Here is a 19502-nt window from a genome sequence, read left to right on the forward strand (position 1 = left end):
TCGCCGATCGAGGTCTCGGAGCTTTCTTTCGCGGACTGCGGCTCCTTCGTCGCCGTGGCCTGGCTCAAGGAACGGTGAGGCTCAACCAGCGGTGAGGCTCAGCCTATTGGGTCAGCCCTTGACCGCGCCCTGGGTGACGCCTTCCATCACCCATCGCTGGGTGAAGAGGTAGGCGACGATGGCCGGCGCCATCGCCATCAGGTACGACGCGAAGCTCACGTTGTAGTTGTTGCTGAACTGCGTCTGGAACAGGTTCTGCCGCACCGGGAGGGTCTGCAGGGCAGGATCCGAGATGATCAGCGACGGCATCATGAAGTCGTTCCACGCATAGAGGAACGCGAAGATGCCCACCGTGGCGCTCATCGGGGCGAGGAGCGGGAAGATCAGCTTCCAGAACGTCTGCCACGTCGTCGCGCCGTCCATGCGGGCCGACTCCTCCAGCTCCAGGGGAATCGAGCGCAGGAACGCGGTGAACAGCAGCACGCTGAAGCTGAGCTGGAACATCGTCGCCAGGATGACCACCCCGAAGGGGTTGTCGAGCCCGAACCGGCCGGTCAGCTGGATCTGCGGGAGCGCCACGACGGGGAACGGGATGAACATCGCGGCCAGCAGGTAGAAGAACGACCAGCGGAAGAGCCGACGATCCCAGTTGCGCACGATCGCATAGGACGCGAACGCGGCGAGGAAGATCGTGAACACCACGGTGCCCGCGGTGACGAACAGTGAGATGCCCGCGCCGACCGGGAACTTGGTGAGGTTCCAGGCCTCGATGAAGCCGTCGATGGAGATCGGCGATGGGAACGAGAACGCGTTGCCGTCGACCGCCTGCGACGTCGTCTTGAATGCCATCGAGATGGTCACGTACAGCGGGAGCAGCACCGTGACCGCGCACAGGATCAGGATGATGGTGCCGGACCAGTTGACCCGCTCCATCTTCATGTTGAGCTTCGTGGGAAGTGTCTGCGTCGACATCAGAATGCGTTCCTTCCACGCGTCAGCGACAGCTGGAGGACAGAGATGAGGATGGCCACGATGAAGAAGATCGTCGCGTTCGCCATCTGGTAGGCGTAGTCGCCGCCGTTGAAGCCCGTGATGATCGTCATCGCGACGCTTCGGGTTGCGGTACCCGGGCCGCCGTTGGTGAGGCCGACGATGATGTCGTAGGCGTTCAGGAAGCCCTTGAAGCCGAGGATGAAGTTGATCACCACGTACCCGGCCACCAGCGGAACGGTGATGCGGGTGAGCTGCTGGAACTTCGTGGCGCCGTCGATGTCGGCCGCCTCGTACACGTCGCCGGGCACGGAGAGCAGGCCGGCGATGTAGATCAGCAGCGTGCCGGGGATCGCCTGCCATGCGGTGACGGCGACGATCGCGGTCCAGGCCAGGTCAGGGTTGGCGAGGATGCTGGTCTGCAGGAACTCGATCCCCAGCGCCGTCCCCACGGCGGGGAGCGAGTTGGAGAACAGGAAGTTGAAGACGTAGGCGATGATGATGCCGGAGATCACCATCGGGATCACGAAGATGGTCCGCAACCCCGTCTTGAACCGGACGCGGGACGTCAACCCCACCGCCAGCATGAACGCGATCGCGTTCACCACGATCACCGTGGCGATCGAGAAGCCGAAGGTGAACAGGTAGCTCTGCAGGATGGCGGGGTCGCTGAAGGCGGCGACGTAGTTGGTCAGCCCGTTGAAGCTCCAGGTGCCGATGCCGATCGAGTCGGTGAAGCTGAAGAAGATGCCGATGATGCCCGGGATCGTGATGGCGAGCGTGAAGAGGATCAGGCTCGGCACCAGGAACAGGTAATAGATCGGCTCGACGCGGCGCTTGGCGCGGCGCACCTTCTGGCCGCCGACGACCTCAGTCGTTGTCGTGCTCATGTCAGGAGTCCTTCCTCACCGGGGCGCGGAACGCGAGACGGGCCCAGTCGGCGTCCATCGTCGCGAGGTACGTTCCGGCGTTGCCGCCGAGCGCAATGGCCTGCGCGTAGTTGAACACCGGGATCGTCTTGGGGACGAGCACGGAAGGGCCTTGATAGATCCGGCCGGCGTCGATGTACTCGATCATTCCCTCGATCCGCGGGTCGTTCGGCGCGGGGGCGGTCGTGGTGGGGGTGAACCCGAGCTGCGACGCGTTGTACGCCTCGATGTTCTCGGGCAGGAAGAGGTACTCAAGGAAGTCGCGCGCGGCCTCCTGGTGCTTCGAGCCCTCGGGGATCATCGCGGCGAGGTCGAGGTTGACGCGCACCTTGAGGTCGGCGTCGCTGCCGGTCATCGGCAGCGGGAAGGTGCCGAGTTCGAGGTCCGGCGAGGTCTTCGCGATCTCGCTGAAGGCCCACGGACCCTGCAGGTACATGGCGGCCTGGCCCTTGGCGAAGGCCAGGTTGCCGTCGTTGTAGCCGCGGCTGGCCGCGTCCTTGTTGATGTAGGAACCCAGCAGCTCCTGCATCTTGTCCATCGGGTCCGCGAAGTCCTTCTGGAACGATGTCGCCGAGTTGGGGCCGACGTCGGCACCCTGCGCCGCGAGGTTGTCAAAGAAGTCGAGCACGTCGATCGAGCCGCCGACCGTGTAGTCGAACCAGCCCTGGCCGACCGTCCAGTCATCCTTCAGCGTGGCGTAGAACGGCGTGATCCCCGCGTCCTGGAGCTTCTTACAGACAGCGAGGAGCTCGTCCCACGTCTTCGGGACCGCGAGGCCGTTGGCCTCGAAGATCTCCTTGTTGTAGATCACCGACGCGGCCATGACCGAATACGGCAGGGCGCTCTGACGCCCCTCGCAGACGCCGTACTGGTCGAGGAGCGGCTGGTACGACTCTTTCATCTGCGACGCGGCGGTCGTGTCGCCGAGGTCGGTCAGCGTGCAGCGATCGACGAAGCGCGCGACCTCCATGTTGTAGTTCGCCAGCATGAGATCCGGCGGGTTGCCACGCACGAAGCTGGCCGAGACGACATCGACACCCGAGGTGTCGATGTTGACCTGAACCTTGTCCTGCGAGGCGTTGTACTTCGCGACCACATCGGTCATGAACTCGATGGCCTCGCGCTTGCTGAACGTGAACCGCACGGGCTCACGCCCGTCGCCCACGGAGCAGCCCGCAAGGCCTGCGCTGACGAGTGTCAGCGCCAAGGAGCCCGCGACGAGGCGCGCCACCTTTTTTGCTTTGACAGACACCTTTGTCCCCTCGTTGGAGAATACGCTCACTAAATTGAGCCGCCGGAGAAAATCCGACTCGGGTTATAGTGCCTCAAAGTCCGCTATGTGGTCAAGGGGGTGGACGTGGAGTACGAGCACCACACGCGGCACCGCGCGAGCACCGCGGATGTTCTCGGGTTCGCCTGGAACACAGACGTCTTCCGTGCCGACCACGTCATGGCCGCCCTCGGGCTCACTCGCTCGACCGCGCTCTCCGCGCTCGACGCGCTCATCGACATCGGCCTTGTCACCGAGCTGCCGAACTCCGCCACCGAGCGCAATCGGATGGGACGGCCCGCGCGCCGTTTCGAGCTCAACGGCGACGCGGGCGTCGTGATCGGGATCGACGCAGGAAACCGTCGCTTCACGGCGATCGCCGCAGACCTCACCGGCCGTGTCCTCGCGGAGGAGCACCTCGACATCCGTGGCTATCTGAACGCCGACGACCTGCCCTATCCCGACGCCGATCCGGAGGAGCGCCTGGCGGCCGCCCTGCGGGTCATCGACGCGGTGCTGGCCGCGACGAGGAGGACCCGGACGGACGTCGTCGGGGTCGGGGTGGGGATACCGGCCCCGGTCGACGGCGACGGCGAGTCGCCGCCGCACGAGTCGGGGTTCTGGCAGTACATGAACGCGGGGCTACGGCGCCTCCTCGCCGAGGAGTTCCCCGCCGTGCGGGTGGAGAACGACGCCGCGCTGGCGGCAATCGCGGAGAGCAGCCTCGGTGAGGCGCGCGGCTGCGACGACTTCGTCGCCGTGCTGGGTGGCCGACGACTCGGCTCCGGGGTGTTCATGGAAGGTCGGCTCGTCCGCGGCGCCCGGGGCGCCGTCGGCGAGCTCGGAGGACTGACCTACATCACAGACGTCGGGGGCTCGTGGGGTTTGGGCTACCTGGCGGAGAAGTGGGTCCGAGATGCGCTGGAAGGCGGGCTGATTCCCGCCGATCATCCCTGGGCGATGCTGCCGACAGGGGAGGGACTCACCGCCGAGGTGCTGCTCGCGCATGCCAGTCTCTCCGACCCCGTTACCCGACCCCTGATCGAGGACCTGGGCTTGAGGCTCGGGCGGATCAGTCGGGTCGTCGGATACTTCTACGATCCGGAGCGGATCATCGTGTGCGGCGCTGTCGCGCCCGCCCTCGGCGAGGTCATCGAGATCGCGCAGCGCCACGTGGACCGCGAGTCGGAGTTGCCACCGCCGGAGATGGTCGCTTCGCAGCTGGGCGGCGACGTCGTTTCGCTCGGCGCGGTGTCCGCGGCTCGGGAGGCCGCGCTCGAGGTCGTGCTCCCGCTGCTCACCGCCCGTCGCAACGGCGCAGGCGGACCAGGATCACTCGCTCGGGCATGAGGTCGGGGAAGCGGAGGCCGACGTCGCTGAGCACCCGTCCGGGCAGCGTGACGCCCTCCGGCCACCACCCCCACGACCCCGGGAACGGCGACGCGATCTCGGCGGACGGGATGCCGTCGGGGAGGAGCTCCGTGAGACGGTAATCGGCCTCCGGGGCCAGGCCGGGCAGCACGACGGCGGGGCCGGGGCGCACCGGCGATGTCGCCACCCGCATGAGACTGAACACGGCGTCGTCCTTGTCCGAGGAGACCACGCCGTGGACGCTCCAGCCCGCGTCGGGGTGATCCACGTGGACGACCCGGCCGGTGTGCAGCAGCGGGCGAAGCTCCTTGTGCAGCGCGATCCACGACGCGAGATCGGCTCGTTCCTGAGCGGAGGCCTCGAGCAGATTCCACTCGACGCCCATGTGGCTGAACAGCGCGGTGGACGCGCGGACGGCGAGGTTGAGCGTACGGCCCGTGGTGTGCGACTCCGTGGAGGCGATGTGAGATCCGACCAGCTCGGGAGGCAGGAGGAGCGACGTGCCGGCCTCGATCTGCTGGCGCTCGATCGGGTCGATGCAGTCTGAGGCCCAGACCCGGACCGCCAGCTCCATGATCCCGAGGTCGATCCGGGCGCCGCCGCCTGCGCACGACTCGATCTCCAGGCCGGGATGCTCCGCGAGGAGCGTCCCCATCAGACGGTAGGTGGCGAGGGTCTGGGCGTGATACGCGGGCCGGCCGGTCAGTGGAGACACCGCCTCGTAGAGGTCCCGGTTGAAGTCCCACTTGATGAAGTCGATCTTCGTGTCGGCGAGCACGCGCCGCATCTGCCCGAGCACGTGCGCGAACGCCGCCGGGTTGGTCAGGTCGAGCACGTGCTGGGTGCGCGCCTCCTGGGGGCGGTGCGAGCGCGGCGACAGGATCCACTCGGGATGCGCGCGGGCCGCGTCGGAGTCGAGGTTGATCATCTCCGGCTCGAACCAGAGGCCGAACTCCATCCCGCGTGCGTGCACCGCGTCGGCGAGCGGGGCCAGGCCGTGGGGCCAGACCTCGTCCGAGACGACCCAGTCGCCAAGGCCGGAGGTGTCGCTGCGCCGTGACCCGTACCAGCCGTCGTCCAGCACGAAGCGCTCCGCGCCGGACTCGGCCGCGACGTCGGCGAGTTGCAGGAGCCGGTCGAGCGAGTGGTCGAAGTAGACGGCCTCCCACGCGTTGAAGGTTACGGGCCGCGGCGTCGTCGGATGGTTCGGCCTGGTGCGCACGTAGTCGTGGACACGGGCGGCGGCGCCGTCGAGTCCTTCGCCCCAGGTTGCGATGAGCCAGGGGGTCGCGTAGGACTCGCCATGGGCGAGGACGACCTCTCCGGGCATCAGCAGTTCGCCGCCGATCAGCGCGTTCTGGCCGAGGACGTTGCGCTCCGCGATGGTGCGGGTGTTGCCCGACCATGCCACGTGTACGTAGTGCGCAGAGCCGCGGTTCCAGCCGGTTCCCGGCGTGCACGTGCCGTGGATGGTCGACCCGGCGTGGGCGCGCGCCACGCGGACGGACTGCTCGTGCGCGCCGATCGTGAACTCGTGGAACGCGATGGCCCGCTCGCGCAGGTGGTGCCCGGACTGGTCGATGATCTGTGTCTCGGCCGCCGGCACGGGGAGGGCGAGCAGGAGGGAGTCGACGGCGTAGCCGCCCGCACCACGGTTGGTGAGCTCGGTGCGGGCTCGCAGCAGGCCGGAGGCAGCGAGGCGCAGTTCGATCACGAGGTCGAGGTCGGCCTCGTCGTCGTGGGCCGTGAGCCGGACGTCCGACGGCGCTCCTTCCGTACCGTCGGCGGCGAGCACCTCGATTCCGACGGGGCGAAAGGCCGAGAACTGGCCCAGGCCCCCGCGCGAGCCGACGAGGCCCGGCGTTCCGAGCCAGCCCTCTGCCTGGGAGGGGACGAGGGAGAGCCGTGGGGGGACGTCGGCGCAGCCGGAGACGACGCCGACGCGCGTCTCCGCCCAGGCCGCGAGGGTGGCGAGAGACTGGTGTCCGAGGTCGGCTCCCCAGTACAGGATCTCCGCCAGCGACGAGCCGGGGCAGTTGACGACGACTGACGTCCCGCCTGCGCGCAGGTGAAGCTGGCGCGCTTCCGTGGGTTCCGTTGCCGCGTGATGGGTCATGGTTTCGTCCCTTTTCGTCGTGCTGCCAAGAGCAGTGGGGGCAAGCTTACCTAATAACTCTGTCGCAAAGATAATAGGGGTCCGGCGTTCCCTCCCTGCCATAATCGGGGGGTGCTCCTCTCCCAGTTCGACGTGTCCTCGCGGAGGATCGTCGAGATGGTGCTGAGGTTCGGTCCGTTGTCGCGGGCTGCCATGGTCGAGCGTCTCGGGCTGAGTTCGGGGTCGCTCACGCGCCTGACGGGGCCTCTGATCGCGGCGGGGATACTGCGTGAGGGAGAGGCGCGCGCGATGTCGATCGGCCGCCCGCGGCAACCTCTCGAGGTCGTGGACGACGCCGCGCGGTTCCTGGGCGTGAAGGTCGTGCCCGGACGGTTCTACGCCACGCTTGTCGGTCTGAGTGGCATCGTGCACTCCACGCGTGAGGCCGTCGCCGACACGAGCTCGGCCGAGACGACAGCGGCCGCCATCGCAGGCCTCCTGGAGGAGAACGCGCCCGGCTGGGCGCCCGAGGCCATCGGCGTCTCGCTCGCGGCCGCCGTCGATGCGGAAGGCAACACCCGGGCCGCGGGCCTCCTCGGCTGGAAGCGCGGCAACATCGTGCGCGCGGTCGAGGAGGCCGCGGGATTGCCCTGCGCGGCGATCAAGGACGTCGACGCGCTGACCCTGGCCGAGCACTGGTTCGGGCACGGTCGCGGCACCCGCAACTTCGTCGTCCTGACGGTTGGCGAGGGGGTGGGCTCCGGCGCCGTCGTCGACGACACCCTGCTCGGCGGGCACCTGGGCTTCGCCGCGTTGCTCGGCCGTGCCTGGCTGCGCGACGGCCAGGGTGCAAGCGAGGTGCTCTCCACCGCTCCGCTGCTCGCGCGCGCCGCCGCTGCCGTGGGGCGCGCCGTGGGACCCGCCGACCTTCTGAGTGGGGACCGCGCCATCGGCGAGGTCCTCGACGCCGCCGCGGAGGGCCTGGGGGAGTTGGTTGCGCTCGCGATGATCGCCTACGGGCCGGAGCGGGTTCTGATCGCGGGCGAGGGCGTCCCGCCGTTCGTCCTCCGTGAGGCCGCGATCCGGCGGGGCATGGCCCGGCACGCCTACGAGGACGATCAGCTCCCCGAGCTGGTGCTCGGTGAGGGGCTCGGTTTTTACGACTGGGCCCGGGGCGGCGCGGCAGTGGCCATTCGTCAGGTGCTGCGGTAGCCGGTCGATGGGTGTTGACGTGAGCGCGTGCGCTGTTAGGCTGGTGCCCCACTAGTTGATCCAACGATCGAAACTAGTGCCCACAATCTCTCCCGACCAGCGTTTTCCGCTGTCACCGCACACGTCCAGGAAGGACCGGCGCGCCTCATGACGCTCTCCGCCCACGATGTCTTCTCCGCCCCCGATTGGTGGCGCCAGGCCGTCGTCTACCAGATCTATCCGCGCAGCTTCGCCGACGCCAATGGCGACGGCATCGGCGACCTGTTGGGCATCACCTCCAAGGTTCCGTATCTGAAGGAGCTGGGGGTGGATGCCGTGTGGTTGAGCCCGTTCTACCCGTCGGCGCTCGCCGACGGCGGCTACGACGTCGATGACTACCGCGACGTCGACCCGAAGATCGGCACGCTCGAGGAGTTCGACGAGATGGTCGCGGCCCTGCACGGCGCGCACATCAAGGTCGTCGTCGACATCGTCCCCAACCACTCCTCGGACCGCCACGAGTGGTTCCAGGCGGCGCTCGCCGCGGGGAAGGGGTCGCCGGAGCGCGATCGCTACATCTTCCGCGACGGCAAGGGTGTCGACGGGGAGCTGCCGCCGAACAACTGGCCGTCGATCTTCGGCGGTGGCGCGTGGGAGCGGGTCGTGGAGCCGGACGGGGCGCCGGGCCAGTGGTACCTGCACCTGTTCGCGAAGGAACAGCCGGACTTCAACTGGGACAACCCTGAGGTGCATGAGGACTTCCTGAAGACGTTGCGGTTCTGGAGCGACCGGGGCGTCGACGGGTTCCGCGTCGACGTCGCGCACGGCCTGAAGAAGAACCTGGACCCGGCGTTCGACGCCATCAACAGGATCCTCGAGGGCACTGAGCTGTTCGGCGATGGCCAGCACCCGCTGTGGGACCGCGACGAGGTTCAGGACGTGTATGCCGAGTGGCGCGCCGTCTTCAATGAGTACGACCCGCCGCGCACAGCCGTCGCGGAGGCCTGGGTGGCGCCGCACCGCCAGGCGCGCTACTCGTCGCCGCTGGGCCTCGGCCAGACGTTCAACTTCGACCTGCTGCGTGCGCGTTTCGACGCCGGCGACTTCCACGAGATCATCGACCGCAACCTCACGGCTGCCGCCGAGCTCGGCGGGTCGACGACGTGGGTGTTCTCCAACCACGACGTCGTCCGCCACGCCACCCGCTACGGTCTGCCCGGCGGGGGCATCGCCGTCGCCGCACCCGGCGGCGGAGCGACGGTCGGCGGCAACGACGGCAAGCAGTGGCTGCGCGACGGCGGCGACCCCGCGGACGTCGACGAGGTGCAGGGTCTTCGTCGCGCGCGGGCCGCGACGTTGTTCATGCTGGCGCTGCCCGGCTCGGCCTACCTTTACCAGGGCGAGGAGCTTGGCCTGCAGGAGGTCGGCCAGATCCCGGCCGCAGAGCGCCAGGACCCGTCTTTCTTCCGCACGGAGGGCGCGGAGATCGGCCGGGATGGCTGCCGCGTGCCGCTGCCGTGGACCGCCGACGGCGCGTCCTTCGGGTTCGGCGAGGGCGAGTCGCATCTGCCGCAGCCCGGGTGGTTCGGGACGTATGCCGTCGAGGCGGAGTCATCCGACCCGGCGTCGACGCTGAACCTGTACCGCCGGGGGCTGGCGCTGCGCCACGAGCTGGAGTGCGCCGAGTCGATGGAGTGGATCGAGGTCACCGAATCGGTGCTGGGCATTGAGCGCCCGAACGGGTGGCGTGCGGTAATGAACTTCGGCACCGACCCCGTCGCGCTGCCCGCCGGCGACGTGCTGCTTTCCAGCGCCCCGCTAGCCGACGGCGAGCTCCCGGGCGAGACCACCGTCTGGCTGCGCGGCTAGCCATGCCGGACCCCATGGGCACGCCGATCACGCGCGGGCGGCTTGCCGCCGACCTGCGCGGCCTCGGCGTGCCCGACGGCGGGACCGTCATGGTGCACACCTCGCTGCGGTCGCTCGGCTGGGTCGTCGGCGGAGCTCAGACGGTGCTGGCGGCGTTGCGTGACGCCGTCGGTCCTGAGGGCACCCTCGTGATGCCGACCCAGTCGTGGCAGCTGTGCGATCCCGCCTTCCTGCAGGAGGCGCCGTCGGCGTGGTGGCCGACGATCCGTGCGCACCTCCCGCTCTACGACCCGGCCCTCACGCCCAGCCAGACGATGGGCATCGTCGCCGAGCTCTTCCGGACCACGCCCGGGGCGATCCGCAGTCCGCACCCGCATCGGTCGGTCACAGCGGTCGGTCCGCAGGCGGAGCGCGTCGCGGCGCGGCACCGGCTCGACGCGCCCACGGGCGAGGAGTCCCCGCTCCGCGCGCTCGTCGACTTGGACGCCAGCGTCCTGCTCCTGGGCGTGACGGGCGCGAAGATCACGGCCCTGCACCTGGCCGAGCACCGCGCCGACTTCCCCGGGAAGCGGACGGTCGCCAACGGCGTCGCCGCCGTCGTCGACGGCCGCCGGGAGTGGCTCTCCTGGCAGGAGCTCGACGTCCACGACGAGGACTTCGAGGAGGTCGCCGACGCCTTCGTCGCGGAGACCGGCCTCGCCCGCGCCGGGCTGGTGGGAGCGGCGCCCGCGCAGCTGCTCCCCGCGCGCCCCTTGGTCGACTTCGCCACCGAATGGTTCACATCACATCGCCAGAACCATAGTTATGCATAGTTATGGTCGTACGCGACGCAGGCGGGGACTAAATCCGTAGTTGTGCCCAGTCTTGGTGGGTGCGGTCGCTGCGCAGACTCGAAGCCCGCGGCGCCGCCGTCGAGTATGGACAGCTGAGTTGACGGAAAAGTGCTGCGAGATGGGCGTTCTGACCCCAAAACCGGGGAGAACGCCTATCTCGCAGCACTTTTCCGGCACCGGGGCGCGCGACTAGCGTGGGGGAATGGCCGACGTCATTCTCGAGGTGCCCCCGCGCACGGTGAAGCTCAGCAGCCCCGACAAGGTACTCTGGCCCGACGCGCCCGGCGGGCCGATCACGAAGCACGGCCTCGCCGACTACCTGATCGCGGTCGCCGACCCCTTCCTGCGGCTGAACAGCGACCGGCCGATGACGCTGCAGCGGTTCCCCGATGGTGTCGACGGTGAGGAGTTCTTCTCCAAGCGGCCGCCGCGGGGAGCGCCGTCGTTCCTGCGTACCGTAACCTGCACCTACCCCTCGCGACGGCGCCACGACCAACTCGTGTTCGACGAGCCCGCCGCGCTCGCCTGGGCCGCGCAGATGGGAACCATCACGTTCCACCCGTGGCCGGTCCGCACGGCGAACCTCGACAACCCGGACGAGTTCCGCATAGACCTCGACCCGCAGCCCGGCCGGGACTTCCGCGACGCCGTCGAGGCCGCCCTCGCGCTGCGCGACGTGATGGCGGAGGTGGGGCTGACTGCTTACGCCAAGACCTCCGGCAACCGCGGTATCCACGTCTACGCCCGCATCGCGCCGACGCACGAGTTCCAGGACGTGCGTCACGGCGTCATCGGCGTCGCCCGGGAGCTGGAGCGCCGGCTGCCCGACCTCGTCACCACATCGTGGTGGAAGGAGGAGCGCGGGACGCGCGTCTTCGTCGACTTCAACCAGGCCAACCGCGACCGCACCATCGCCGCCGCCTACTCGCCGCGCCCGCTGCCGTGGGCGCCGGTGTCGACGCCGGTGTCGTGGGAGGAGCTCCCGGACGTCGACCCGCGCGAGTTCACCGTCTACACGGTGCCCGCGCTGCTGGAGCAGCGGCGGTGTCCCTGGGCCGACATCGACGCGCACTCCGGCGACGTCGAGGGCGCGCTGAAGCTGTGGGAGGCCGATCTCGAGCGCGGCCTCGGCGAACTGAACTTTCCTCCCGACTACCCCAAGATGCCCGGCGAGCCGCCGCGCGTCCCGCCGAGCAAGCGCAAGGCGGATCGTGCGGACGAGGACTACATGGCGCCCAAGGCCGAGCGGGATGCCGAGTGGGGCACCGCGATCGCCCCGCCGTACGGCCCGATGCTGGCCAAGCCCGTGAAGAAGCTGCCCGCGGGGGAGTACCTGTTCGAGCCGAAGTGGGACGGATTCCGTTCGATCATCTGGCGCTCCGGCGACGAGGTGGAGATCGGATCGCGCAACTCGCGCCCGATGACGCGTTACTTCCCGGAGCTGGTCGAGGCGATCGTCGCGAACTTCCCCGACCACTCGGTCATCGACGGCGAGATCATCATGATCGACCCCGAGAGCGGCGACCGGCTGAACTTCGACCTGCTCCAGCAGCGCATCCACCCGGCGGCGTCGCGGATCGCCAAGCTGAGCGCCGAGACGCCCGCCTGCTTCGTCGCCTTCGATCTCCTCGCGTTGGGCCAGGAGAACTTCGTGGAGAAGCCGTTCCGCGAGCGTCGCGCCGCGCTGGAGAAGGCGCTGGCCGACGCTGAAAGCCCCGTCTTCCTGACAAAGGCCACGCACGACGAGAAGCTCGCCATGGAGTGGTTCGCACAGTTCGAGGGCGCGGGTCTCGACGGCGTGATAGCCAAGCCGCTCGACGAGCCCTACGCCGAGGACAAGCGCGTGATGTACAAGCTGAAGCACGAGCGCACCGCCGATTGTGTCGTCGCCGGCTACCGGCTGTACCGGAACGAGACCGACGCCATCGGCTCGCTGCTCCTCGGCCTGTACACCGACGACGGGCAGCTCAACTCCGTCGGCGTGATCGGCGCCTTCCCAATGGCGCGACGCAAGGAACTCTTCGAAGAGTTGCAGCCGCTGGTGACGACGTTCGAAGGCCATCCCTGGTCGTGGGCGGGGCCGTTCGACACGGTCGCGGTCGACTCCGTCGACGCACCCGGCTCAAGGGACATGCTCGCTCAGGACGAGCCCGACAACCGCGACCAGTCCTTCCCGCGCACGCCGACCGCCGCCGCGCACTCGCGGTGGAACGCGAAGAAGGACCTGTCATTCGTGCCGCTGCGGCCCGAGCGCGTCGTCGAGGTGCGCTACGACCACATGGAGGGCAACCGGTTCCGGCACACCGCGCAGTTCGTGCGCTGGCGCGATGACCGCGACCCGGCGTCGTGCACCTATGCCCAGCTCGAGGAGCCCGTGAGCTACGACCTCGCAAAGGTCCTGCTCCCCTAGGGAAGCACTGATCGATCGGGCACCGGCTGCGGCGCACCAGGCGGGCGCGGGCTCGAATGGTGGCGCGATTTATTACGTAAGGTAAGGCTCCCCTAATATCTTCGCATGCTTGCTCGTCCCCCCGAGGCACCCCTGCACGCCAGAAGCGCCGTCGCTCCCTTCCCGACCTGGCCCGACAGCGTCCGACGCCGCTACCGCTCCCTCGGCTACTGGACCGACGAGACGTTCCCGGCATTCGTCGCCGACCGCTGTGAGCGGTTCGCGGGCAACATCGCGGTCGTAGGCCGCGACGCCCAGGGCCGGGACATCCGGTGGACCTACGCCGACCTCGCCGCGGCGGCGGAACGGGCCGCGGCGCACATCGCGGCGGCGGGTGTCGCGCCCGGCGACCGCGTCGTCGTCGCGCTGCCCAACATCGCGGACTTCGTCGCAGTAATCTTCGGCCTGTTCCGGCTGGGCGCGCTACCGATCTTCGCCCTGCCCTCCCACCGCGAGCTCGAGCTGGCCCAGTTCTGCGTCACGGCCGACGCCGCCGCGATGGTCGTCGCCACCGACGACCTCGCGGAACTGCACGCCGTCGTCGCGGAACGCGTCCGCGAACAGGGCGTCCATCCGCCCGCGCTGATCGACGTCCGCAGCTGGGGCGATGACGAACTCCCGCCGGTCCCCGCCCCGGACCGTGGCCCGGAGGACGTGGCGTTCCTCCAGCTCTCCGGCGGGACGACAGGCGTGGCGAAGCTCATCCCACGCACCGCCGCCGACTACCTGTACTCCGTGCGCGAGTCCGCAACGATCTGCGGGCTGACGGAGGAGAGCGCCCTGCTCGTCGTGCTGCCCGCCGCGCACAACTTCCCGATGAGCTCGCCCGGCATCCTCGGCGTGCTGCACGTCGGGGGAAGGGTCGTCCTCGCGCCCGATCCCAGCCCGCGCACCGCGTTCGCGCTGATCGAGAGCGAGGGGGTGACCGACGCCTCGCTCGTCCCTCCGCTCGCCCAGGCCTGGGTCTCTGCCGCGCGGCGCCGGACCCCTGACCTGTCGACGCTCCGCACCATTCAGGTGGGCGGCGCGAAGCTCGCCGACTCCGTCGCCGCCGAGATCGGCCCGGTGCTCGGCGCGCGCCTGCAGCAGGTGTTCGGCATGGCCGAGGGCCTCGTCAACTACACCCGGCTGGGCGACCCGGACGAGATCGTGAACACCACCCAGGGCCGCCCGATCAGCGCGGCTGACGAGATCCTGATCGTCGATGAGGACGACAATCCCGTCCCCGACGGCGTCGAGGGCAGCCTCCTGACCCGCGGCCCCTACACGATCCGCGGCTACTACCGCCCGGGCGACCCCGACGGCGGCCCCAACCGCGACTCGTTCACCTCCGACGGCTTCTACCGCACAGGAGACCGGGTGCGGCGCCTGCCCACCGGACACCTCATCGTCACCGGCCGCGACAAGGATCAGATCAACCGCGCGGGCGAGAAGGTCGCCACCGACGAGATCGAGGGCCTCGTCCTCGCGCACCCGGACGTCCTCGACGCCGTAGCCGTCGGCCTTCCCGACCCTTACCTGGGGGAGAGCATCTGCCTCGTCGTGCGGACCGAGCCCGGTCGTCCCCGCCCCACCGACCTTGCCGCGCGCCTCGCGGCCGCCGGACTCGCCTCCCACAAGCTCCCGGACAGGATCGAGTTCCTGGATGCCTTCCCCGAGACCCACGTCGGCAAGAACAGCCGTCGAGAGCTGCGTCAGCTGCTCACCGAGCACCTCGTCCCCACCCCGCCCGCCGACCTCCCGAGGTAGAACGATGACCCTCCCCACGCCCGACATCACATCGGTGACGACTCAGGACGCCTGGGACGCCGAGCTGCGTTCCGCGCTCGACGGCCTGCTCGCCGACGACGCGCTGGCCGCCGCGTTCGCCGCCCCGGACTCCGACGTCTTCGCGCTCGGCCTCGACTCCGTGCGCGCCTTCGAGCTGCTCGACCGCCTCCTCGACGCCGGCGCGGACATCGACTTCGGCGAGTTCACCCGCCGCCCCACCGTTTCCTACCTTCGCGAGCAGGGCCTGCAGATCCAGCCATGACCTGGCTTCCGCTGACCTCCGCGCAGCGCGGGCTGTACTTCGCGCACGAGCTGGCGCCGGAGAACCCGTGCTACACCACCGCGGAGGTCGTCGAGATCGACGGCGCGATCGACCTCGACAGGCTGTCCGCCGCGCATACCCAGGCCTACCGCGAGTTCCCGCAGCTCCGCGCCGAGTTCCGGACGACCCCGGAGGGCCCGGAGCAACAGGCGGGAGACCGCGTCCCCGCCGTGCGGCGCGTTCCGGTGCCCGACGACGCGGCGGCCGAGGCGTGGATGCGCACGGAACTCTCCCGGCCGATGCGGCTGTCGGCAGGCGACGTCGTCCGGGCCGCGCTGCTGAGCTTCCCCGACGGCCGGACGTGGTGGTTTCACGCGGCCCACCACGTCGTCCTCGACGGTTACGGCGTGCAGCAGCTGCTGCGGCGGGTCTGCGAGTTGTACGACGGCGCCCCTCCCGCCGAGCCCGCGGTGACCCTCGCCGAGCTGGTTGCCGACGACCTCGTCCGCGTGGACGACGACGGGGCCGCCGCGTTCTGGGACGACCGCCTGCGCGCGATGGGCGGCGCGGCGTCGCTGGCCGAGCGCGTCGCGATGCCCGCGCCGTCGGCGATCAAGCGCAGCCTCGAACTCGATCCCGCGACCCAGACCCTGCTGGTGCAGAGCGCGCGGCGGCAGCGTGCCGGCTGGCCGGACCTTTTCGCGGCGGCCGTCGGCGGATACGTTGCGCGGATGGCGGGCGCGGCGTCGGCGCGGATCGGCGTGCCGCTGATGAACCGCACGGTTCCCGGCGTGGGAGCGCTGCCGTCGGCGCGGACCGTGTGCACCGCCATGAACGTCCTGCCGGTGACGGTGCCTGCCGACGACACGGTCGCGGGCGCCCTCGCGGCGACCACCGCCGACCAAGCGGCGGTTCGCGCCCACCCGTTCGTGCGGCAGGAGGTCCTCGCCCGTCGCCTCGGCCAGCTGACCGGCGGCCAGCTCTTCGGCGCTCAGGTCAACGTCGTGCCCTTCGAGCTGGAGCTGCGCCTGGGTAGCGCCGTCGGTGTCGTCCGCAACCTCACCGCCGGGCCGGTCGAGGACATGACCGTGTGCCTGCGCGGCACGCCCGGCCGTGGGCGCGTCGTCCGGTTGGAGATCGACGCCAACCCGGAGCTGTACACCGCCGAAGAGGTGGACCTGCACCTCGCGCGGCTCACCGCATGGCTGGCCGTGTACGCGGGCGCGGCCGCTGAGGCCTTCGTCCCGGGTCTCCCACTCCTGCCACACGTGGAGCTGGACCTGGTGACAGGGGCTTTCAACGACACGATGGTCGAGCGTGAGGCGGCGACGCTCGGCGAGCGGTTCGCGGCGCAGGCCGCCCGGACCCCGGACGCGACCGCGCTCGTCTTCCGCGGCGAGACCCGAACCTACGCACAGCTCCTCGATGCCTCGCGCCGGCTCGCTGCGGGGCTGATCGCGAGCGGCGTGCGCCCCGGCGACGTCGTCGGCGTCGCTCTCGAACGCGGCTTCGCGCTGTACGAGGCCGTGCATGCGCTCGCGCTTCTCGGCGCCGTCTACCTCCCCCTCGATGCCGATCTCCCGGACGCCCGCATCGAGGGCATGCTGCAGGATGCCCGGGCCACGCTGGTCCTCCGTCCAGGCGATGATCTGGCTGCCGACCCCGACGATCCGATCGTTTTCGACGACGTCGACGCACCCGCCTACCTGCTCTTCACCTCCGGCTCGACGGGGCGGCCCAAGGGCGTGCTCGTCGGCCATCGCGCCATTGACAACCGGCTCTCCTGGATGCAGCACCACGTCCCGCTGGGCCTCGGCGACCGGGTGCTGCACAAGACGCCGATCTCCTTCGACGTGTCCGTCTGGGAGTTGTTCTGGCCGTTGCAGGTGGGCGCCGCCGTCGTCATCGCCGAGCCTGGGGCGCACCGCGACCCGCGCGCCATCGCCGACATCGTCGTTGGCGAGGGCGTCGATGTGCTCCACTTCGTGCCCTCGATGCTGCGGGCGCTGCTCGCGGACCCGCGCGCCCGGGAGCGCGTCGCGACCGGCGAGGTGGCTTACGTCGTCACCAGCGGCGAGGCCCTCACGCCCGACCTCGTCGAGGGGACCGTTCGCTGGTTCGGGGTGCCGCCGCTCAACCTCTATGGGCCGACGGAGGCCGCCGTCGACGTCACCTACTGGGACTGCGTGCCCGGGGAGGAGGTCGTGCCCATCGGACGGCCGGTGTGGAACACGAGGTGCTTCGTCCTCGACGGGGATCTCCGGCCGGTGCCGATCGGCGCGGCCGGCGAACTGTGGTTGGGCGGGGTCCAGCTCGCCGACGGGTATGTCGGCCGGCCGGACCTGACGGCCGAGCGGTTCGTCGAGACGGCGTTCGGTCGCCTCTACCGGACAGGCGACCTCGCCGCGTGGCGTCCCGACGGCGCGCTCTGCTATCTCGGCCGCACCGACGACCAGGTCAAGATTCGTGGTCAACGCGTCGAGCTGGGCGAGGTGGAGGCCGCGGTCGCCGGGGTGTCCGGGCTTGTCGCCGCGGCGGCTGGCGTCATCGACGAGGCCCTGGTATGCTGGTACGCCGTCGCGGACGGAGCCGACGGCGACGCCGTCGAGTCCGCGCTCCGGACGGCAGCGGCGGCGCGGCTGCCGGCGTCGTTCGTGCCCGCGCACTGGGTCGCCGTGCCCGAGATCCCCCTGGGCACGAGCGGCAAGACCGACCGGCGCCGCCTGGCCGAGATCGCGCCGCCGCGCCCTGTCGCCGCCGGGGCCGGGACGCCGCACGACCTCCTCGAGCAGCGGCTGTGCGCGCTTGTGGCCGACGTCGTCGGCGCGGAGGCGGTCGGCGCCGACGACGACTTCTTCGCGCTCGGCGGCGACTCGCTGCGCGTGTTGCGGCTGATCGCCGAGGCTGAGGCGCAGCTCGGGCTGGAACTGACCCTCGCCGACGTCTTCGCCCACCCGACGCCCGCGGGCCTCGCGGCGCTGGCCGGCGCTGACCGGGAGCGCGCGGACCTCGCGGAGGCCCTCGTTCTCCGGCCGATCGGGGACAGGCCACCCTTGGTGCTGCTGCCTCCCGCGGGCGGGCTCGGCTGGTGCTACGCGAGCCTGCTGCGCGCGCTGCCCATCGACCAGGGTGTGCTCACCGTCCAGGCGCCCGGGATCGCCGACGGCGCGCCCGAACCGGTTGCCGACCTCGACGCGCTCGCCGCGCGCCAACTGGCGGCCATCCGCGGCGTGCTGGGCCGGCGGCCGTTCCACGTCGCCGGCTGGTCTCTGGGCGGCATGGCCGCGCACGCCGTCGCGCGGCTGGCCCGCGAGGACGGCCAGGAGGTCGGCCGGGTCGTGCTGCTCGACGCCTATCCCTCCGACCAGTGGCAGCACCTGGCCGAGCCCACCGAGGAGGAGGCGCTCGTCGGCATCTTGCGGCTCGGCGGCGTCGAGGGCCTGCTGCCCGACGACGCGGCGGTGGACCGCGCGACGGTCGCGGATGTCCTGCGCCGCGGCGGCAGCGCGCTCGCCGCCGTGCCCGAGCCGGTGCTCGACGGGTGCATCGCGAGCGTGATCGAGGCCAGCCGGATCGTGCGGACCTCGCGCCACGGGATCGTCGACGGCGACCTGGATGTCGTCGTCGCGACGGCCCCGCGCCCGGAGCGCTGGCTCGACGCCGACGGCTGGCATCCCTACGTCTCGGGAACGGTCACCGTCCACCCGGTCGACGCCACGCACGGCGACCTGGTGCGCCGTCCGGTCGCCGACCATGTGGGAGCGATCCTGGCCGGGCTGTTGCGATGAGCGCTCCGGCCTGCGAGACGGACCTTTCGGCGCGACCAGGATGGCCTGCGCGAGTCGTCCGGTTCCTCCCGGTGACGGGAGCGGAGGACGCGGCGCTGCTCACGGACCTGGAGATCGAACGACGCGACCGTCTCCACCGCGCGGACGACAGGGCCGCGTTCGTCGCTGCCCGCGTGCTGGTGCGGGAGTGCGCGGCCGAGCTGCTCGGGGTCGGCGTCCGGGAGGTTGTTGTCGTGCAGCGCTGCACGGACTGCGGCGGCCCGCACGGCCGGCCGACGGTGGCAGGATTTCCGGAGGCTCACGTGAGCCTGAGCCATTCCCGGGGCGTGGTGGCCGCGGCGGCGGCGTGGTCGCCGTGCGGGATCGACGTCGAACCCCGGTGCTCGATCTCTCCGATCGCCCGGGTGCTCACGGCACCGGAGCAGGCCTGGCTGGCGGACCAGCCCGACCTGTCGGCGAGCTTCCTTCGGCTCTGGGTCCGCAAGGAAGCCCTGGTAAAGGCCGGTTTCGGTACCCTCGACGACCCGCGCTCCCTCGACACCCTCGCCCCGCCCGTGCCCGTCACGGACTGGGCCGGTGCCTACGCCGTCGGTGCTTTCACCGTCGGGTTCGCGACGCGGACCGCATCTGTCGGGAACAAGGGAGTCGGTAGATGACTCTAAGGGCACGAAGGAGTGGTCAGGGG

13 protein-coding genes are annotated in these 19502 nt (G+C 70.3%); 9 read left to right on the forward strand and 4 right to left on the reverse strand.

The genetic code is table 11. The features are described from left to right. Window positions 1-111: 111 nt before the first annotated feature. Genes IPJ61_RS14915 through IPJ61_RS14925 form a run of 3 tightly spaced genes read right to left on the reverse strand, consistent with a single transcriptional unit; the run spans window position 112 to window position 3171 of the window. A complete protein-coding gene (locus IPJ61_RS14915; protein ID WP_297109218.1) occupies window positions 112-972 on the reverse strand; it encodes a carbohydrate ABC transporter permease in 861 nt (286 codons plus the stop codon). Then, the gene (locus IPJ61_RS14920) at window positions 972-1880 is read right to left on the reverse strand and encodes a carbohydrate ABC transporter permease (RefSeq protein WP_297109220.1); all 909 of its coding nucleotides are present in this window, start codon (window positions 1878-1880) and stop codon (window positions 972-974) included. Before IPJ61_RS14920 ends, IPJ61_RS14915 begins: the two co-directional genes overlap by 1 nt. A gap of 1 nt (window position 1881) precedes the next feature. Then, window positions 1882-3171, reverse strand: coding sequence for an ABC transporter substrate-binding protein (locus IPJ61_RS14925; protein WP_297109223.1), 1290 nt, complete (start codon window positions 3169-3171; stop codon window positions 1882-1884). A 105-nt stretch (window positions 3172-3276) separates the two neighbouring features. On the opposite strand from IPJ61_RS14925, the gene IPJ61_RS14930 reads away from it, so the two are divergent. Then, window positions 3277-4539 carry an ROK family transcriptional regulator gene (locus IPJ61_RS14930; protein ID WP_297109226.1) on the forward strand — a complete coding sequence of 421 codons (1263 nt, stop codon included), beginning with the start codon at window positions 3277-3279 and terminating at the stop codon, window positions 4537-4539. Here the strand turns inward: IPJ61_RS14930 and IPJ61_RS14935 are convergent. After that, window positions 4487-6676 carry an alpha-galactosidase gene (locus IPJ61_RS14935; RefSeq protein WP_297109229.1) on the reverse strand — a complete coding sequence of 730 codons (2190 nt, stop codon included), beginning with the start codon at window positions 6674-6676 and terminating at the stop codon, window positions 4487-4489. The two genes, IPJ61_RS14930 and IPJ61_RS14935, sit on opposite strands and share 53 nt — an antisense overlap. A 111-nt stretch (window positions 6677-6787) precedes the next feature. Here IPJ61_RS14935 and IPJ61_RS14940 point away from each other — a divergent pair, with 111 nt between their 5' ends. The 8 genes from IPJ61_RS14940 (at window position 6788) to IPJ61_RS14980 (ending at window position 19473) form a co-directional block, all read left to right on the forward strand. Then, window positions 6788-7867 (forward strand): ROK family protein, encoded by a 1080-nt coding sequence (locus IPJ61_RS14940; protein ID WP_297109232.1) that lies wholly within the window; start codon window positions 6788-6790, stop codon window positions 7865-7867. 147 nt (window positions 7868-8014) lie between these two features. Next, window positions 8015-9715, forward strand: coding sequence for a glycoside hydrolase family 13 protein (locus IPJ61_RS14945; protein WP_297109235.1), 1701 nt, complete (start codon window positions 8015-8017; stop codon window positions 9713-9715). Between the two features lie 14 nt (window positions 9716-9729). Continuing rightward, a complete protein-coding gene (locus IPJ61_RS14950; protein ID WP_297109238.1) occupies window positions 9730-10527 on the forward strand; it encodes an AAC(3) family N-acetyltransferase in 798 nt (265 codons plus the stop codon). A 223-nt stretch (window positions 10528-10750) separates the two neighbouring features. After that, window positions 10751-12958: an ATP-dependent DNA ligase gene (locus IPJ61_RS22300; protein WP_366505730.1), complete on the forward strand. Its 2208-nt coding sequence runs from the start codon at window positions 10751-10753 to the stop codon at window positions 12956-12958. 105 nt (window positions 12959-13063) lie between these two features. Beyond that, entirely contained in the window at window positions 13064-14746 is a 1683-nt protein-coding gene (locus tag IPJ61_RS14965; RefSeq protein ID WP_297109241.1) for a (2,3-dihydroxybenzoyl)adenylate synthase, read from the forward strand. 4 nt (window positions 14747-14750) lie between these two features. Further along, complete coding sequence (locus IPJ61_RS14970; RefSeq protein ID WP_297109244.1) at window positions 14751-15029, forward strand: phosphopantetheine-binding protein; 279 nt, start codon at window positions 14751-14753, stop codon at window positions 15027-15029. Next, on the forward strand, window positions 15026-18817 hold the full coding sequence (locus IPJ61_RS14975; protein ID WP_297109247.1) for an amino acid adenylation domain-containing protein: 3792 nt from the start codon (window positions 15026-15028) through the stop codon (window positions 18815-18817). The genes IPJ61_RS14970 and IPJ61_RS14975 overlap by 4 nt, the downstream gene beginning before the upstream one ends. After that, window positions 18814-19473 carry a 4'-phosphopantetheinyl transferase family protein gene (locus tag IPJ61_RS14980; RefSeq protein ID WP_297109250.1) on the forward strand — a complete coding sequence of 220 codons (660 nt, stop codon included), beginning with the start codon at window positions 18814-18816 and terminating at the stop codon, window positions 19471-19473. Before IPJ61_RS14975 ends, IPJ61_RS14980 begins: the two co-directional genes overlap by 4 nt. The last annotated feature ends 29 nt before the right edge of the window (window positions 19474-19502 follow it).

This window comes from Tessaracoccus sp., assembly GCF_016714275.1.
In the GTDB taxonomy this organism is placed as follows: Bacteria; Actinomycetota; Actinomycetes; order Propionibacteriales; family Propionibacteriaceae; genus Arachnia.

What these genes read in the sequence shown, in the direction of transcription:
- IPJ61_RS14915 (WP_297109218.1), bottom strand. Translation starts at nt 972, where the DNA reads ATGTCGACGCAGACACTTCCCACGAAGCTCAACATGAAGATGGAGCGG.
- IPJ61_RS14920 (WP_297109220.1), bottom strand. Translation starts at nt 1,880, where the DNA reads ATGAGCACGACAACGACTGAGGTCGTCGGCGGCCAGAAGGTGCGCCGC.
- IPJ61_RS14935 (WP_297109229.1), bottom strand. Translation starts at nt 6,676, where the DNA reads ATGACCCATCACGCGGCAACGGAACCCACGGAAGCGCGCCAGCTTCAC.
- IPJ61_RS14945 (WP_297109235.1), top strand. Translation starts at nt 8,015, where the DNA reads ATGACGCTCTCCGCCCACGATGTCTTCTCCGCCCCCGATTGGTGGCGC.
- IPJ61_RS14950 (WP_297109238.1), top strand. Translation starts at nt 9,730, where the DNA reads ATGGGCACGCCGATCACGCGCGGGCGGCTTGCCGCCGACCTGCGCGGC.
- IPJ61_RS22300 (WP_366505730.1), top strand. Translation starts at nt 10,751, where the DNA reads ATGGCCGACGTCATTCTCGAGGTGCCCCCGCGCACGGTGAAGCTCAGC.
- IPJ61_RS14965 (WP_297109241.1), top strand. Translation starts at nt 13,064, where the DNA reads ATGCTTGCTCGTCCCCCCGAGGCACCCCTGCACGCCAGAAGCGCCGTC.
- IPJ61_RS14970 (WP_297109244.1), top strand. Translation starts at nt 14,751, where the DNA reads ATGACCCTCCCCACGCCCGACATCACATCGGTGACGACTCAGGACGCC.
- IPJ61_RS14975 (WP_297109247.1), top strand. Translation starts at nt 15,026, where the DNA reads ATGACCTGGCTTCCGCTGACCTCCGCGCAGCGCGGGCTGTACTTCGCG.
- IPJ61_RS14980 (WP_297109250.1), top strand. Translation starts at nt 18,814, where the DNA reads ATGAGCGCTCCGGCCTGCGAGACGGACCTTTCGGCGCGACCAGGATGG.